Origin of the sequence: Streptomyces sp. NPDC102490 (genome assembly GCF_044765285.1) — a bacterium.
Lineage (GTDB): Bacteria > Actinomycetota > Actinomycetes > Streptomycetales > Streptomycetaceae > Streptomyces.
The window spans coordinates 28,581-46,284 of sequence record NZ_JBIWJU010000003.1 but is presented as its reverse complement, the minus strand read 5'-3'; the positions used below and the strand labels follow the sequence as shown (position 1 = coordinate 46,284).

Sequence of the window (17,704 nt, the reverse complement as noted above, 5' to 3'; positions counted from 1 at the left end):
GCGACATGCCACGCAACTTCACGCTCTTCACCGGACAGTGGGCGGACCTGCCGCTGGAGGAGGTCTGCCGCCTCGCCCGCGACTTCGGCTACGACGGCCTGGAACTCGCCTGCTGGGGCGACCACTTCGAGGTCGACAAGGCCCTGGCCGACCCCTCCTACGTCCAATCCCGGCACCAGCTGCTCGACAAGTACGGCCTCAAGTGCTGGGCCGTCTCCAACCACCTGGTCGGCCAGGCCGTCTGCGACGCCATCATCGACGAACGCCACGAGGCGATCCTCCCCGCCCGCATCTGGGGCGACGGCGACGCCGAAGGCGTACGGCAGCGCGCCGCGGCCGAGATCAAGGACACCGCGCGCGCCGCCGCCCGGCTCGGCGTCGACACCGTCATCGGCTTCACCGGCTCGGCGATCTGGCACCTGGTGGCCATGTTCCCGCCCGCCCCCGCGTCGATGATCGAGCGCGGCTACCAGGACTTCGCGGACCGCTGGAACCCGATCCTCGACGTCTTCGACGCCGAGGGCGTGCGGTTCGCCCACGAGGTGCACCCCAGCGAGATCGCCTACGACTACTGGACCACGCAGCGCGCCCTGGAGGCGGTCGACCACCGGCCCGCGTTCGGCCTGAACTTCGACCCCTCCCACTTCGTGTGGCAGGACCTCGACCCCGTCGGCTTCCTGTGGGACTTCCGCGACCGCGTCTACCACGTCGACTGCAAGGAGGCCCGCAAGCGCCTCGACGGCCGCAACGGGCGGCTCGGCTCCCACCTGCCGTGGGGCGACCCGCGGCGCGGCTGGGACTTCGTGTCGGCCGGGCACGGCGACGTCCCCTGGGAGGACGTGTTCCGCATGCTGCGCTCCATCGACTACCAGGGCCCCGTCTCCGTCGAGTGGGAGGACGCCGGCATGGACCGGCTCCAGGGCGCGCCCGAGGCCCTGAACCGGCTCAAGGCCTTCGACTTCGAGCCGCCCAGCACGTCCTTCGACGCCGCGTTCAACAGCTGACCGCGCGCCGCGCGCAGGTCGGGACGGGGACCGGAGCAGCCGCCGGTCCCCGGTCCGGGCTGCCCGTATCCCGCTTTGTCCTGAGTTGGGAAAAAGTTCAACGGGTCTCGGCCCAAGGGGTGTTGGCCGCGGAAGAACGCGGTTACCGTCCCTGAAGTGTTCAGGACACTCACGCCTCCGGGGTGACGGCGCACCCCGGCGCCCGCATCGCACGTCACCGCACCCATCCCGTACGGCCCACCCGTTCCCGGAGGGACTTCGTGCACAGAACCAGACTCAACGGCACCACGACCGCGAGGCGCCCCAGGCTTCGCACCACCCTCGCCCTGTTCACCGGCCTGCTGCTGGCCGTGGGCACCCCGGCGACCGTCGCCGGCGCCCACCCGGGCCACCCGGAGCACGACGAGACGGCGGCCGCCGCCGACGGACAGTTCCAGCAGGTACCGCTCGCCAAGGGCGAGCCCGAGATGGGCGAGCCGATGTCGCTCGCGGTGCTCCCGGACCGCAGCGTCCTGCACACCGCCCGCGACGGCACACTGCGCCTGACCGACCAGGGCGGCGTCACCAAGGTCGCCGGCAAGATCCCCGTCTACAACCACGACGAGGAGGGCCTCCAGGGCGTAGGCATCGACCCGGACTTCGAGAACAACCGGGCGATCTACCTCTACTACGCCCCGCCGCTCGACACCCCCGCGGGCGACGCCCCGGAGAACGGCACCGCCGAGGACTTCAAGAAGTTCGACGGCGTCAACCGCCTCTCCCGCTTCGTCCTGAACGCCAACGGCACGCTGGACATGGCCAGCGAGAAGAAGGTCCTGGACGTCGCGGCCTCCCGCGGCACCTGCTGCCACGTCGGCGGCGACATCGCCTTCGACGCCGAGGGCAACCTCTACCTGTCCACCGGCGACGACACCAACCCCTTCGCCTCCGACGGCTACACGCCGATCGACGAGCGCCCGGACCGCAACCCGGCCTTCGACGCCCGCCGCAGCGCCGGCAACACCAACGACCTGCGCGGCAAGCTGCTGCGCATCAAGGTCGCCGAGGACGGCTCGTACACCATCCCGGAGGGCAACCTCTTCGAGCCGGGCACGGAGAAGACCCGCCCCGAGATCTACGCGATGGGGTTCCGCAACCCGTTCCGGATCAGCGTCGACCAGAAGACCGGCACGGTCTACGTCGGCGACTACGGCCCCGACGCGGGCGCCGCCGACCCGAAGCGCGGCCCGGCGGGACAGGTCGAGTTCGCCAAGGTCACCAAGGCCGCCAACTTCGGCTGGCCCTTCTGCACCGGTGACAACGACCCGTACGTCGACTACGACTTCGCCACCAAGACCTCCGGCGAGACCTTCGACTGCGCGGCCCCGAAGAACACCTCCCCGCACAACACGGGCCTCACCGACCTGCCGCCCGCGCAGGCCGCGTGGATCCCGTACGACGACGACTCCGTGCCCGAGTTCGGCAGCGGCTCCGAGTCCCCGATGGGCGGCCCGGTCTACCGCTACGACCCCGACCTCGACTCCAAGGTCAAGTTCCCCGAGGAGTACGACGGCGACTTCTTCGCCGGCGAGTTCGGCCGCCGCTGGATCAAGCGGATCGAGCAGACCGAGGACGGCGCGGTCTCGAAGATCAACGACTTCCCGTGGACTGGCACCCAGATCATGGACATGGAGTTCGGCCCCGACGGCGCGCTCTACGTCCTCGACTACGGCCTGTCCTGGTTCCAGGGCGACAAGGACTCCGCCCTGTACCGGATCGAGAACGCCGCGGACGGCTTCTCCCCGATCGCCGAGGTGAGCGCCGACAAGACGTCGGGCGCGGCCGGGCTCAAGGTGGCCTTCACCGGCTCCGCCAAGGACGCCGACTCCCCGGACCTCACCTACAGCTGGGACTTCGGCGACGGCACCAAGGGCGAGGGCCTCACGCCCACCCACAAGTACAAGAAGGTCGGCACCTACACCGCGACCTTCACCGCCAAGGACCCCGAGGGCAACACCGGCAACGCCAGCGTCCGGATCGTGGTCGGCAACACCGAGCCCAAGGTGGTCATCGAGACCCCCGGCAACGGCACCCTTCTCCCCATGGGGGAGCCCATCCCCTTCAAGGTGAAGGTCACCGACCCCGAGGAGACCGTCGACTGCTCCAGGGTCAAGGTCGCCTACAGCCTCGGCCACGACTCCCACGCCCACGAGCTGACCAGCGAGATGGGCTGTGAGGGCACCCTCAACCCGCCGCCGGGCGACGGCGGCCACGACCCCAACGCCAACATCTACGGCGTCGTCGGCGCCAGCTACACCGACGGCGGGGCGAACGGCCAGGAGGCCCTGACCGGCACCGCCCGCACCGTGATCCAGCCGCCGCACCGCCAGGCCGAGCACTTCACCACCCAGCAGGGCGTGTCGCCGATCGACAAGACCGGCGCCAACGGCGGCAAGACCGTCGGCGACATCAACGACGGCGACTGGATCTCCTTCAGCCCCTACAAGTTCGACGGGCAGAAGAAGCTGACCGTACGGGCCTCCTCCGGCGGCGCCGGCGGCTACCTGGAGCTGCGCACCGGATCGCCCACCGGCCCGCTGCACGGCTCGGCGTACATCCCGCCGACCGGCAGCTGGGAGACCTTCCAGAACGTCGACGTGCCGCTGCGGGCCCTGCCCAAGAAGACCACCGACATCTACCTGGTCTTCAAGGGCGGCGAGGGCGCGCTGTACGACATCGACGACTTCGAGTTCTCCAAGGAGCCGTTCACGGCCGGCAAGAAGGTCCTGGTCTTCTCCAAGACCGCCGGCTTCCGTCACGACTCCATCCCGGCGGGCATCGCCGCCCTGAAGGAGCTGGGCACCCCGGCCGGCATCTCCGTCACCGCGACCGAGGAGGCCGGACAGTTCACCACGGCCAACCTCGCCAAGTACGACGCGGTCGCCTTCCTGTCCACCACCGGTGACGTCCTCAACGCCGATCAGCAGAAGGCGTTCGAGAACTACGTCAAGAACGGCGGCGGCTACCTGGGCATCCACGCCGCCGCCGACACCGAGTACGACTGGGAGTTCTACGGCGGCCTCGTCGGCGCCTACTTCCACTCGCACCCGGCCATCCAGAAGGCCACCGTCCGCGTCGAGGACCACGACCACCCGGCCACCGCGCACCTGGACGACGCCTGGGAGCACACCGACGAGCTGTACAACTACCGCACCAACCCGCGTGAGCAGGCCAAGGTCCTCGCCACCCTCGACGAGACCACCTACCAGGGCGGGAACATGAAGGGCGACCACCCGATCGCCTGGTGCCAGAACTACGGCGGCGGCCGCTCCTTCTACACCGGCCTCGGCCACACCAAGGAGTCCTACGCGGACGAGGCCTTCCGCGGCCACCTGCTCGGCGGCATGCAGTACGCCACCGGCCAGGTCAAGGCCGACTGCAAGCCGGCCAAGGGCTACCGGGACATCTTCAACGGCCAGACCCTGGACGGCTGGAAGCAGGCCGGTCCCGGAAAGTTCAACGTCAAGGACGGCGTCCTGGAGTCCGAGGGCGGCATGGGCCTGCTCTGGTACCAGGCCAAGGAGCTGAAGTCGTACTCCCTCAAGCTCGACTGGAAGATGCGGGGCGACGACAACTCCGGTGTCTTCGTGGGCTTCCCGGCCTCCGACGACCCCTGGTCCGCGGTGAACAAGGGCTACGAGGTGCAGATCGACGCCACGGACGCCGTGGACCGCACCACCGGTGCGATCTACACGTTCAAGGCGGCGAACATCAAGGCCCGCGACCAAGTTCTGCGGCCGCCCGGCCAGTGGAACTCCTACGAGATCAAGGTCCAGGGCGAACGCCTCCAGGTGTTCCTCAACGGAGTCAAGATCAACGACTTCACCAACAAGGACCCCGAGCGGAGCCTGACCGACGGCTACATCGGCCTCCAGAACCACGGCGCCGACGACCAGGTCTCCTTCCGCAACATCCAGCTGAAGGAACTGCCCTCCTAGGGCGGACCCGCCCCTGAGGGGGCGACCGGAACGGCGGCGGGCGGAGGACGCCGGACCTCCGCCCGCCGTCACCCCGAACGGAACACCCCCGGCTGCACCACCGCTCGTGTGTGCCCGACGCGCTCGACAAGGAGGCTGCCCATGTCCGCGTCCCCCTCCGCTTCCTCCCCTGGCTCCCGTACCGGTGTCTGGCTGATCGGGGCCCGCGGTTCCGTCGCCACCACGGTGGTGGCGGGCTGTGCCGCCGTGACCGCGGGGCTGAACCCCCCGACCGGCATGGTCACCGAGACCCCCGACTTCGCCGGCACCGCGCTGCCCGCGCTCTCCTCCCTCGTCTTCGGCGGTCACGACACCGTGGACTGCCCCCTGCCCAAGCGGGCGGAGGCCCTGGCCGCGGGGGGCGTGCTGCCGCACGGACTGCCCTCGGCCGTCGGCGCCGAACTGGCCGCGGCCGACCGCGAGATCCGCCCGGGCGGCCCGCTGCCCGGCGACACCCGCGACGAGGAGACGCTGATCGCCGCGTTCGCCGCGGACATCACCGACTTCGCACGACGCTCGGGAGCGGAGCGGACCGTGGTGGTGAACGTGGCCTCCACCGAACCCGCGCCCACCGGAGACGCCCTTCCCGCCAGCTCGCTGTACGCGGCCGCCGCCCTGCGCGCCGGCTGCCCGTACGTCAACTTCACCCCGTCGACCGGTCTGCACCACCCGGCGCTGGCCGCACCGGCCGCGGCGAGCGGCCTGCCCTACGCGGGCCGGGACGGCAAGACCGGGCAGACCCTGCTGCGCTCGGTGCTGGGCCCGATGTTCACGCAGCGGGCGCTGGCGGTGCGCGCCTGGTCGGGCACGAACCTGCTGGGCGGCGGTGACGGCGCCGCCCTCGCCGACCCGGCGGCCGCCGCGGCGAAGAACGCCGGCAAGGAACGCGTCCTCGCCGACACCCTCGGCGCCCCCGTCGAGGGCGAGGTCCACATCGACGACGTGCCCGCGCTCGGCGACTGGAAGACCGCCTGGGACCACATCGCCTTCGACGGCTTCCTCGGCGCCCGCATGATCCTCCAGACCACCTGGCAGGGCTGTGACTCGTCCCTCGCCGCACCGCTCGTCCTCGACCTGGCCCGCCTGGTCGCCCGCGCCCACGAGCGGGGCCTGTCCGGCCCCCTGGGCGCACTGGGCTTCTTCTTCAAGGACCCGGTGGGGGACGGACCGTCGTCCCTGGCCGAGCAGTACACGGAGCTGAAACGCTTCGCCGGGCGGCTGGCGGACGACCCCCGCACCGGCTCCGCCGCCGAAGCCCCCGACGCCGCCGACGCCGCCGCCGGGGAACGCGGGGCGCGGCGATGAACCGCACCGCCGCCACCGGCAGGGAGACGACCGCAGGGGAACCCGGAGCGCGGCGGGATTCCGGAGCGCGGCAGGAGACCGGAGCGCGGCGGGAGGCCGGAGCGCGGCCGACGGACGCCCCCGGCTCCCCGGCCACCGCACCGCCGTCCGGCCGTCCCGGGCCGAGCGCACCCGGCACCCACTCCTCCCGCGCCGGCGCCTGGGCCGAACTGCTGCGCCTGCCCGCCCTGTTCACCGTGCCCGGCGACGCCCTGGCCGGTGCGGCGGCTGCCGGTGCGCGCCCCGGGCCCCGCACCCTGCTCGCCATCGGCTCCTCCCTGTGCCTGTACGAGGCGGGTATGGCCCTCAACGACTGGGCCGACCGCGTGGAGGACGCCGCGGAACGCCCCCACCGCCCCTTGCCGTCCGGGCGTATCCGCCCCGCCGCCGCGCTGACCGCCGCCGGTGCCCTCACCGGCGCCGGGCTGGCGCTGGCGGCCGGTGCGGGGCGCCCGGCCCTCGCGGTCGCGGCGCCGCTGGCGGCCACCGTCTGGGCCTACGACCTCGCCCTGAAGCACACCCCGGCCGGTCCGGCGGCCATGGCGGCGGCCCGCGGCCTCGACCTGCTCCTGGGCGCGGCCGCCACCGGCGGCGGCACCCGCGCTGCGCTGCCCTCCGCCGCGCTGCTCGGCAGCCACACCCTCGCGGTCACGGCCGTCTCCCGCCGGGAGACCACGGGCGGCTCCGTCCTGGCCCCGCTGGCCGCCCTCGCCACGACGGGGGCGCTGACCGGCCTGGTCGCCCGCCGCCGCACCCGACTCCCGGCAGGCCGGCGGGCAGCAGCCGCCCCCGGCCTGCCGGGCTCCACCCCGGCACCCGCCGCCACCGACATCCTCGCCACCGCCCTGGGCGTCGCCTACGCCGCGACGGCCGCCCGCCCCTACGTCCACGCCGCGCTCAACCCCTCACCCCCGCTCACCCAACGCGCCGTGGGCGGCGGCATCCGGGCCACGGTCCCGCTCCAGGCCGCGCTCGCCGCCCGCTCCGGTGCGCCCGGTGCGGGGGCCGTGTCCCTCCTGGTCGCGGCCCTCGCACCGGCCGGCCGGCTGTTCGCGAGGAGGTCCGCCATGAGGAAGGTGAGCATCACATGAGCCGGAACCCGAACCACGGACGGACGCGGGGGCCGAGCCCGCGAGCGAACGAGGCCGGGACCGGGGCCGGGGCCGCGGTCCAGGTCGGGGTAGGGCTCGGGGCCAGGGCCGGGGCCGGAGGTGCCGTGCAGCCGCTCCGCTTCGGCTACGGCACCAACGGTCTCGCCGACCTCCGCCTCGACGACGCCCTCGCCCTCCTCGCCGACCTCGGCTACGACGGCGTCGGCCTGACCCTCGACCACATGCACCTCGACCCGCTCGCCGACGACCTCGCCGCCCGCACCCGCCGGGTCGCCCGGCGCCTGGACGCGCTGGGTCTGGACGTCACCGTGGAGACCGGCGCCCGCTACGTCCTCGACCCGCGCCGCAAACACGGCCCCTCCCTGCTCGACCCCGACCCGGAGGACCGCGCCCGCCGCGCCGACCTCCTGGTGCGGGCCGTCCGGGTCGCGGCCGACCTCGGGGCCCACGCCGTGCACTGCTTCAGCGGCGTGACCCCGGCGGGCACGGACGAGGACACGGCCTGGAAGCGGCTGGCCGAGGCCCTCGCCCCGGTCCTGGACGCCGCCGCCACCGCGGGCGTCCCCCTTGCGGTGGAGCCCGAACCGGGGCATCTGCTCGCCACCCTCGCCGACTTCCACACCCTGCGCCGCACCCTCGGCGACCCCGGACACCTCGGGCTCACCCTGGACATCGGCCACTGCCAGTGCCTAGAACCGCTCCCTCCCGCCGACTGCGTGCGCGCCGCCGCTCCCTGGCTGCGCCACGTGCAGATCGAGGACATGCGCCGCGGTGTCCACGAACACCTCCCCTTCGGTGACGGCGAGATCGACTTCCCGCCCGTCCTGGAGGCCCTCGCCGCCACCGGCTACCAGGGCCTGACCGTCGTCGAACTGCCCCGCCACTCCCACGCGGGACCCCACTTCGCCGAACGCTCCCTCCCCTTCCTGCGCCGGGCCGCACCGGCGCCGGACCGCACCCACCGCTCGGGCGAGCCCTCCGCCACCCACTGAAGGGAGCCACACCATGACGCAGCCCCACGCCACCCACGTCACCCCCCACACCCAGGACGCGGAAGGCACTCCCGGCGGCCAGGACCCCCAGGGCACCACCCCCGCCCACGTCCCGCCCGCCGACCTGCGCGCCGCCCTCTCCGCCCGGCTCGGCGGAGCCGCCCGCGCCTGGCTGGACCAGGCCCTCGACGAGGCCGCCGCCCACCCCGGCACCCACGGCCCCATCTCGGTGTGGGAACTGCGCCTCGCCGAGGCCGGCCGCCGCTGCGGGCCCGCCCACGCCGACGCCGCCCGTGTCCTCGTCCTGCACGCCGCCCGCGCCGACACCGACGCCCTGACCCGGGTCTACACCCAGGGCACCGCCGACGAACGCCGCGCCGTCCTGCACGCCCTGCCCCACCTGGTGCCGGGACCGGACGCCCTCCCCCTCGTCGAGGACGCCCTGCGCACCAACGACACCCGGCTCGTCGCCGCCGCCCTCGGCCCCTACGCCGCCCGCCACCTCGACGCGCACCAGTGGCGGCACGCCGTACTGAAGTGCCTGTTCACCGGCGTCCCCGTGGACAGCGTGGCGGACCTCGCCCGCCGGGCCCGCGGCGACGACGAACTCGCCCGGATGCTCGCCGACTACGCCGCCGAACGCACCGCCGCCGACCGCGCCGTCCCCGAAGACCTGCACCGCGTCCTGGCCCTGACCGAGTCCGGGCACCCCGCGCCCGGTACGGCCGGCCCCCACGGCAAGGAGTCCTGATGCGCATCTTCGACCCCCACATCCACATGACCTCCCGCACCACCGACGACTACGAGGCCATGTACGCGGCAGGCGTCCGCGCCCTCGTCGAACCGTCCTTCTGGCTCGGCCAGCCCCGCACCTCTCCCGCCTCCTTCCGCGACTACTTCGACGCCCTGCTCGGCTGGGAACCCTTCCGCGCCGCCCAGTACGGCATCGCCCACCACTGCACCATCGCCCTCAACCCCAAGGAGGCCAACGACCCCCGGTGCCTGCCCGTCCTCGACGAGCTGCCTCGCTATCTCGTCAAGGACCGGGTGGTGGCGGTCGGTGAGATCGGCTACGACTCGATGACACCGGCCGAGGACACCGCGCTGGCCACCCAGCTCCAGCTCGCCGCCGACCACGGGCTGCCCGCCCTCGTGCACACCCCGCACCGCGACAAGCTCGCCGGTCTGCGCCGCACCCTGGACGCGGTCCGGGAGTCCGCGCTGCCGACGGAACGGGTCCTGGTCGACCACCTCAACGAGACCACCGTCAAGGAGGCCAAGGACAGCGGCGCCTGGCTGGGCTTCTCCGTCTATCCGGACACCAAGATGGACGAGGCCCGGATGGTCGCCCTGCTGCGCGAGTACGGCCCGGAACAGGTGCTGGTGAACTCCGCCGCCGACTGGGGCAGGAGCGACCCGCTCAAGACCCGCAAGGTCGGCGACCTGATGCTCGCCGAGGGCTTCACCGAGGACGACGTGGACCGGGTGCTGTGGCGCAACCCCGTCGCCTTCTACGGGCTCAGCGGACGGCTGGAACTCGACGTGGCCTCCGGCGAGGCCACGCACGAGGGCAACTCCATCCTGCGCGGCGGGGAGTGAGCCATGCGCTTCCGGCACCCCGACGGCTCCACCGTCCACCTCGCCTACTGCACCAACGTGCACCCCGCCGAGACCCTGGACGGCGTCCTCGCCCAGCTCCGCGACCACTGCGAGCCGGTCCGCAAACGCCTCGGCCGCGACCGCCTCGGCATCGGACTGTGGCTCGCCCGCGCCGCCGCCCAGGCGCTGGTCACCGACCCCGCCGCCCTGCGCGGCCTGCGCACCGAACTCGACCGGCGCGGCCTGGAGGTCGTCACCCTCAACGGCTTCCCCTATGAGGGCTTCGGCGCCGAGGAGGTCAAGTACCGGGTCTACAAGCCGGACTGGGCCGACCCCGAACGCCTGGAACACACCACCTCCCTGGCCCGGCTGCTCGCCGGACTGCTGCCCGACGACGTCACGGACGGCTCCATCTCCACCCTGCCGCTCGCCTGGCGCACCGCGTACGACGAGACCCGGGCCGACAAGGCGCGCGCCGCTCTCGTCACCCTCGCCGAACGCCTCGACGCGCTCCAGGAACTGACCGGCCGCTCCATCCGCATCGGCCTGGAACCGGAACCCGGCTGCGTCGTCGAGACCACCCAGGACGCCCTCGCCCCGCTGGCCGCGATCGCCCACGACCGCATCGGCGTCTGCGTCGACACCTGCCACCTCGCCACCTCCTTCGAAGATCCGGACACCGCCCTGGACGCCCTCACGGCCGCCCGCGTGCCCGTCGTCAAGTCCCAGCTGTCCGCGGCACTGCACGCCGAACACCCCGCCGACCCCGCGGTCCGCGCAGCCCTCGCCGCCTTCGCCGAGCCGCGCTTCCTGCACCAGACCCGCGCGACCACGCCCTCCGGCGGCCTGCACGGCACCGACGACCTCGACGAGGCCCTCGCGGACGGCGGTCCGCTGCCCGGCACCGCGCCCTGGCGTGCCCACTTCCACGTCCCCCTGCACGCGGCCCCCGCCGCGCCTCTCACCTCTACCCTTCCGGTGCTGAAGGCCGCGCTGACCCGGCTCGTCGGCGGCCCGCACCCGCTCACCCGCCACCTGGAGGTCGAGACCTACACCTGGCAGGCCCTCCCGCCCGAGCTGCGGCCCCGCGCCCGCGCCCAGCTCACCGACGGCATCGCCGCCGAGCTGACCCTCGCCCGCGACCTGTTGACGGACCTCGGCCTGAAGGAGCTGCCATGACCCGGCCCACCCCCTCCGACGGACCCGCCTCCTCCGACGGACCCACCCCCCTTCTCGTCCTGGACGTCGTCGGTCTCACCCCCCGTCTCCTCGACCACATGCCCCGCCTCAAGCAGCTCGGCCAGTCCGGTTCCCGGGCGCCGCTCGGCACCGTCCTGCCCGCCGTCACCTGCGCCGCCCAGTCCACCTTCCTGACCGGCACCATGCCCTCCGAGCACGGCATCGTCGGCAACGGCTGGTACTTCCGCGAACTGGGCGACGTCCTGCTGTGGCGCCAGCACAACGGACTCGTCGCCGGCGACCGGCTCTGGGACGCCGCCCGCCGCGCCCACCCCGGCTACACCGTCGCCAACATCTGCTGGTGGTACGCCATGGGCGCCGACACCGACTTCACCGTCACCCCCCGTCCCGTCTACTACGCCGACGGCCGCAAGGAACCCGACTGCTACACCCGGCCCCCGGCTCTGCACGACGAACTCACCGACAAACTCGGCACCTTCCCGCTCTTCCACTTCTGGGGGCCCGGAGCGGACCTGGTCTCCAGTCAGTGGATCATCGACGCCACCCGGCACATCATGGCCACCCGGCATCCCGACCTGACCCTCTGCTACCTCCCTCACCTCGACTACGACCTGCAGCGCTTCGGCCCCGACGACCCGCGCTCCCTGAAGGCCGCCGCCGACCTCGACGCGGCCCTGGCCCCGCTGCTCGACGACGCCCGCGCCGAGGGCCGCACCGTCGTCGCGCTGTCCGAGTACGGCATCACCCCCGTCAGCCGGCCCGTGGACATCAACCGCGCCCTGCGCCGCGCCGGACTGCTCGAGGTGCACACCCAGGACGGCATGGAGTACCTCGATCCGATGGCCTCCCGCGCCTTCGCGGTCGCCGACCACCAGATCGCCCACGTGTACGTCCGCAGGCCGGAAGACCTCGACGCGACCCGTGCCGCCCTGGAAGGGCTGCCCGGCGTCGCCGAACTCCTCGACGACGAGGGCAAGAAGGCCCAGCATCTCGACCACCCGCGGGCCGGCGAGCTGGTCGCCGTGGCCGAGCCGGACGCCTGGTTCACGTACTACTACTGGCTCGACGACGACCGCGCGCCCGACTTCGCGCAGCTCGTCGAGATCCACCGCAAACCCGGCTACGACCCGGTCGAGCTGTTCATGGACCCGCTCGATCCCTACGTCAAGGTCAAGGCGGCCGGCGCCCTGGCCCGCAAGAAGCTCGGCATGCGCTACCGCATGGCGGTCGTGCCCCTGGACCCCTCACCTATTCGAGGCAGCCACGGCCGCCTCCCCGCGAGCGACGACGACGGTCCGCTCCTCATCTGCTCCACCCCCCGCGCTGTCGGAGACCGCGTCGCGGCCACCGACGTGAAACAACTCCTGCTCCGGCTGGCCGGACTCGGCTGACGCACCACCCGGTGCGCCCGCCGAAATCCGACTACCGAGAGTGAAACACACGGCACTGACAACGGCCCGCCCGAGCCGCATCGGCGCAGGCCACGACCCCAGAAGGCAGGCATCCGTGACCCCGTTCACCGACCCCTCCCGCACCGACGCCGGCACGGCCGCCGACGCCCCGGACGAGAGCCTGCGCCGCTCCCTCGGCGTGAACCGGCGCCGTTTCCTCAGCACCTGCACCGCCGTGGCGGCCGGAGCCGTGGCCGCCCCCGTCTTCGGGGCCTCCCCGGCCCTCGCCCACGACCGGGGCAGAGACCACGACCACGGCCACGGGCACGGCCACGGGCAGGTCCTCGTCCCCGCGGACAAGCGCGGCATCATCCTCTACACCGTCCGGGACGCCACCGCCCGCGACCCCCTCGCCTCCGACCTGCCCTCCGGTTTCCGCGAGGTGTTCAAGCAACTGTCCCGCCACGGCTACCGCCAGGTGGAGTTCGCCGGATACAACCAGCACGCCAACGCGCCGGGCGGCGCCAGCCTGGAATCCGTCCAGGGCGCCCGGCTGCTGCGCTCCTGGCTCGACGACTACGGTCTGCGCGCCCAGGGCAACCACGGCTTCATCCCGTCCTCCTGGCCGCTGACCACGGCGGACAAGGACACCTTCAAGAAGCACCTGGAGATCGCCAACATCCTCGGCATGGACCACATGGGCACCGGCGGCGACCCCACCGGCAGCTCCTATCGCGCCGACTGGGACGTGGCCGCCGACAAGTGGAACGCCCTCGGCGCGATCGCCCACCGGGAGGGCATCAAGCTCTACACCCACAACCACGACAGCGCCTACGGCTTCCTGCTCGACGGCGGCCCGCTGGACGACCAGGGCCGGCCGACCCGCAGTTCGGGCATCCGGAAGCTGGAGTACTTCCTCAAGGTCACCGACCCGAGGGTCGTCTGGCTGGAGATGGACATCTTCTGGGCGCACGTCGCCCAGTACAAGTTCCACGAGTACACCGCCCACGACGGCTCCACCCGGAAGAGCGTCTTCGACCCGGCCGGGCTGGTCGCCCGCAACAACCGGCGCTACCCGCTCTTCCACGCCAAGGACGGCGTCGTCAGCACGACCAACGGCATGGGCTACGACATGGTGCCCTTCGGGACCGGGGTCATCGACTACACGACGTTCTTCTCCCGGGTCGGGCAGCGGAACTACCACAACCCGATGGTCGAGGACGACAACTCCCCGAGCGCCACCGACCCCGCGCAGTCGCTGCGGGAGGCCAAGATCAGCTACGACGGTCTGGCCGCCCTGCGCAAGCGGCGCCACTGACCCGCGACACGGACCGGGCGGCCCCTTCCGCGTACTGCGGGAGGGGCCGCCCGGTCCGTGCGGAGGAAGGAGCGCCGGCTCACCCCTCCCCGAGCGGCCGGGGGTTGGGCGTGATGCGCTTGTCCTTCGAGCGTCCGGGCGGATGCAGGAACAGGGCCACGAACCCGGCGAAGATCGAGATGCTGCCCGCCAGACTGAAGGCGCCGTTGTAGCCCCAGACGCCGACGACCACGGACCCCATGCCCGCGCCGAGACCGGAGACGAGCTTGGAGCTGTAGACCATCCCGTAGTTGGTGGCGTTGTTGTTCTCCCCGAAGTAGTCCGCCGTCAGCGCCGCGAACATCGGGAAGATGGCACCGCCGCCGAAACCGGAGACGGCCGAGAAGAACAGGAACAGCGGCAGGTTCTCGATCGCGGCCGACCAGATGATGCCGAACTGGGCGAGGCCCAGGATCGCGCACACGTAGAGCAGGCACTGCTTGCGGCCGTAGAGGTCGGAGAGCCAGCCGATGACGCCGCGCCCGGTGCCGTTGACGATCGCCTTCAGCGACATGGCGGCGGCCACGATCCCGGCCGCGAAGCCCGCCTCCTCGCCGATGTCGACCTGGAAGGCGATGCCGAAGATGTTCACGCCGGAGGTGCAGGCCAGACAGAACCACATCAGCGCCACCCGGCCGGTCTTCCACGCCTCCATCGGGGAGTACTGCTTGACGGCCGGGGGGTTCTTCTCCAGCGAACGCCGGGCCCGCGGGTCGGCCGGCGGGTTCAGCGGGTCGATGGCGGCCGGCCACCAGTTCTTCGGCGGGTCCCGGAAGTAGAACCCGGCGATGGCCACCATCGCCGCGAGGAAGACACCGGCGGAGATGAGCACCCAGCGGAAGTTGGAGGTGTCCATGTAGCCGTGGAAGATGAAGACGAACGGCACCGAGCCGTAGGCGAAACCGCCGTTGACGAAGCCGGTCTTGCCGCCCCTGCGCTCCGGGTACCACTTGCCGACCATGTTGACGCAGGTCGCGTACACCATGCCCGCGCCCATGCCGCTGAACACGCCGAACCCGATGAAGGCGAGCGAGACGTGCGGCGCGAACGCCAGCGACAGATAGCCCAGCAGCGTGCCGGCCGAACCCAGCATCATCGCCCAGCGCGCCGGCAGTCTGCCGCTCTCCCGCAGCCGTCCCGCCGGGAACGCCACCGCGGCCTGGCAGAACACCCAGGCGGTCATCATCCAGTAGATGCTGCCGCTGGACCAGTGGTGGGCCTCGTGCAGCGTGTCCTCGGCGGACGCGAACGCGTACTCGGCGGAGGAGATGCCCATCATGCCGATCCAGGGCAGGATCACCATCCACTTGCGCTTGCGCCCCATGATGTCGATGTCGGACTCGCCCACCCGGTAGACGCGTCCGTTCCTGTCGGTCACCTCCCGGTAGGCGGCGACCCGTGTGACATCCGTGGTTGTCATGTCGTTTTGCACCCCTAGCGTCGAAAGATCTGGCCAGCGCCCCCTGTCCCATGCCTTCCGTGCGCGCGCGGGTCCCGGACCGGCCGACGCGCACCCGTCGGCCGGCCCTCGCCGTCTCACGTCATGAACCGCCCCCCAACACGCCCGCGGCACGGGCCCACCGGTACTTGGCGCCCAGGACGGCCACCGGCTTCTCGGTCGTGTACGGGTACGCCACGACCCCGCGCTCGAAGAGGTACTGGCACGCCTCCTCCACCTCCACGTCGCCCGCGAGGGAGGCCACCACCGGCTTCTCCACGCCGCGTGCGCGGAACTCGGCCACCACGCGCGCGGTGAGTTCGGCGAACACCATGGGCGGCGTGACGATGGTGTGCCAGTAACCGAGGACGAGCGCGTGGACGCGCGGGTCCTCCAGGCCCAGCCGGATCGTCGCCTCGTACGTCGACGGCGGTTCGCCCCCGGTGATGTCCACCGGGTTGCCCGCGGCGCCGAACGGCGGGATGAAGGCGCGGAACGCCCGGTCCAGGTCGGGCGGTATCTCCATGAGCGACAGCCCGTTGTCCGTCACCGCGTCGGAGAGCAGTACCCCGCTGCCGCCGGCGCCGGTGATGATGACCACGTTGTCGCCCCGGGGAGCGGGCAGCACCGGCAACGCGCGCGCGTACTCCAGCATCTCGTTCAGCCCCGGCGCCCGGATGACACCGGCCTGCCGCAGGATGTCGTCGTACACGGCGTCGTCCCCGGCGAGCGCCCCGGTGTGCGACCCGGCGGCCTTCGCGCCCGCCGCCGTACGCCCCGCCTTGAGCACCACGACCGGCTTCCTCGGCACGGTCGCCCGCGCGGCCTCGACGAAGGCCCGCCCGTCCTTGAGGTCCTCCAGGTGCATCGCGATGCACTCGGTGTGCGGGTCCTCGCCGAACCAGGTCAGCAGGTCGTCCTCGTCCAGGTCCGACTTGTTGCCCAGCCCGACGATCGCCGACACCCCGGTCTTCGTGGTCCGTGCGAAGCCCAGGATGGCCATCCCGATGCCGCCGGACTGCGAGGTCAGCGCGACGCCGCCCTTGACGTCGTACGGCGTGCAGAAGGTGGCGCACAGGTCCTGCCAGGTCGAGTAGTAGCCGTAGATGTTCGGGCCGAGCAGCCGGACGCCGTGCCGTTCGGCGATCGCCACGATCTCGTCCTGGAGCGCCTGCTCACCGGTCTCGGCGAAGCCGGAGGGGATGAGCACGGCGTTGGGGATCCGCTTGCGCCCCACCTCCTCCAGGGCCGCCGCCACGAAGCGCGCGGGGATCGCGAAGACCGCCACATCCACCTCACCGGGAACGTCGGTGACACTCTTGTACGCCTTGCGGCCCAGGATGTCATCGGCCCTGGGGTTCACCGGGTGGATCTCGCCCGCGAAGCCGCCGTCGACGAGGTTGCGCATCACCGAGTTGCCGATCTTCCCCGGCTCGCCCGACGCGCCGATCACCGCGACCGAGGAGGGCTGCATCAGGCGGCGCATCGAGGTGAGGATCTCCTCGCGCGTGTACCGGCGCCGCTCCTTCGGCGTGTCGGTCGCGAGGATCACCCGGATGTCCGCGGCGACCGCGCCCCCGGGCGTGGCGATCACCGGGTTGAGGTCCACCTCGGCGATCTCCGGGAAGTCGGCGACCAGTTCCGAGACCCGGCGGATCTGCTCCGCCACCGCCCGCCGGTCCACCCCGGCCTGCCCGCGCACCCCGCGCAGCACCTCGGCCGCCCGGATCGAGTCCAGCATGGACAGCGCCTCGCCGTCGTCCACGGGCGCGAGCCGGAAGGTGACGTCCTTGAGCACCTCGACCAGCACCCCGCCGAGCCCGAACGCCACCACCTTGCCGAACGTCGGGTCGGTGACCGCCCCGACGATGACCTCCTGCCCCTGCGGCAGCAGCTCCTGGATCTGCACCCCCTCGATCCGCGCGGAGGCGTCGTACGCGCGCGCGTTGTCGACGATCCGGCCGAACGCCGACCGCACGTCCGCCGCGCCCTCCACGCCGACGACCACACCGCCGGCGTCGGTCTTGTGCAGGATGTCCGGCGAGACGATCTTCATCACGACCGGTCCGCCGAACCGCGCCGCGCACGCCACCGCCTCGTCCACGTCCCGCGCCAGCTCCTCACCCGGTACGGCGATTCCGTAGGCGTCGGCGAGCACCTTGCCCTCGGGGGCGGTGAGCGCGGTGCGTCCCTCGGCCCGTACCGCGTCCAGGAGCCCGCGCACCCGCGCCAGGCGGTCCTCGGCCCTCAC

At 72.4% G+C, this 17,704-nt stretch carries 12 protein-coding genes; 10 read left to right on the top strand and 2 right to left on the bottom strand.

Annotated features, from left to right (window positions below; translation table 11 throughout):
• Positions 1-5 precede the first annotated feature (5 nt).
• The 10 genes from ACIRGB_RS06890 (at position 6) to ACIRGB_RS06845 (ending at position 13,976) form a co-directional block, all read left to right on the top strand.
• Complete coding sequence (locus ACIRGB_RS06890) at positions 6-1,004, top strand: sugar phosphate isomerase/epimerase family protein (protein ID WP_403859401.1); 999 nt, start codon at positions 6-8, stop codon at positions 1,002-1,004.
• Positions 1,005-1,264: 260 nt separating this feature from the next.
• Entirely contained in the window at positions 1,265-4,981 is a 3,717-nt protein-coding gene (locus ACIRGB_RS06885; protein ID WP_403859399.1) for a ThuA domain-containing protein, read from the top strand.
• 141 nt (positions 4,982-5,122) lie between these two features.
• Entirely contained in the window at positions 5,123-6,325 is a 1,203-nt protein-coding gene (locus ACIRGB_RS06880) for an inositol-3-phosphate synthase (protein WP_403859397.1), read from the top strand.
• The gene (locus ACIRGB_RS06875; RefSeq protein ID WP_403859395.1) at positions 6,322-7,455 is read left to right on the top strand and encodes an SCO3242 family prenyltransferase; all 1,134 of its coding nucleotides are present in this window, start codon (positions 6,322-6,324) and stop codon (positions 7,453-7,455) included. Before ACIRGB_RS06880 ends, ACIRGB_RS06875 begins: the two co-directional genes overlap by 4 nt.
• Complete coding sequence (locus ACIRGB_RS06870) at positions 7,452-8,468, top strand: sugar phosphate isomerase/epimerase family protein (protein WP_403859393.1); 1,017 nt, start codon at positions 7,452-7,454, stop codon at positions 8,466-8,468. The genes ACIRGB_RS06875 and ACIRGB_RS06870 overlap by 4 nt, the downstream gene beginning before the upstream one ends.
• A 13-nt stretch (positions 8,469-8,481) precedes the next feature.
• Positions 8,482-9,219, top strand: a complete 738-nt coding sequence (locus tag ACIRGB_RS06865) for an EboA domain-containing protein (RefSeq protein ID WP_403859391.1) — start codon at positions 8,482-8,484, stop codon at positions 9,217-9,219.
• Positions 9,219-10,067 (top strand): TatD family hydrolase, encoded by an 849-nt coding sequence (locus tag ACIRGB_RS06860; RefSeq protein WP_403859389.1) that lies wholly within the window; start codon positions 9,219-9,221, stop codon positions 10,065-10,067. Before ACIRGB_RS06865 ends, ACIRGB_RS06860 begins: the two co-directional genes overlap by 1 nt.
• 3 nt (positions 10,068-10,070) lie before the next feature.
• A complete protein-coding gene (eboE, locus tag ACIRGB_RS06855) occupies positions 10,071-11,246 on the top strand; it encodes a metabolite traffic protein EboE (protein ID WP_403859387.1) in 1,176 nt (391 codons plus the stop codon).
• The gene (locus tag ACIRGB_RS06850) at positions 11,243-12,658 is read left to right on the top strand and encodes a nucleotide pyrophosphatase/phosphodiesterase family protein (protein WP_403859385.1); all 1,416 of its coding nucleotides are present in this window, start codon (positions 11,243-11,245) and stop codon (positions 12,656-12,658) included. Before eboE ends, ACIRGB_RS06850 begins: the two co-directional genes overlap by 4 nt.
• 115 nt (positions 12,659-12,773) lie before the next feature.
• A complete protein-coding gene (locus ACIRGB_RS06845) occupies positions 12,774-13,976 on the top strand; it encodes a sugar phosphate isomerase/epimerase family protein (RefSeq protein ID WP_403859383.1) in 1,203 nt (400 codons plus the stop codon).
• A 79-nt stretch (positions 13,977-14,055) separates the two neighbouring features.
• Here the strand turns inward: ACIRGB_RS06845 and ACIRGB_RS06840 are convergent, their stop codons facing one another.
• Together ACIRGB_RS06840 and ACIRGB_RS06835 are read right to left on the bottom strand one after the other, a co-directional pair.
• Complete coding sequence (locus ACIRGB_RS06840) at positions 14,056-15,435, bottom strand: OFA family MFS transporter (RefSeq protein ID WP_403859381.1); 1,380 nt, start codon at positions 15,433-15,435, stop codon at positions 14,056-14,058.
• A 121-nt stretch (positions 15,436-15,556) separates the two neighbouring features.
• Entirely contained in the window at positions 15,557-17,704 is a 2,148-nt protein-coding gene (locus ACIRGB_RS06835) for an acetate--CoA ligase family protein (RefSeq protein WP_403859379.1), read from the bottom strand.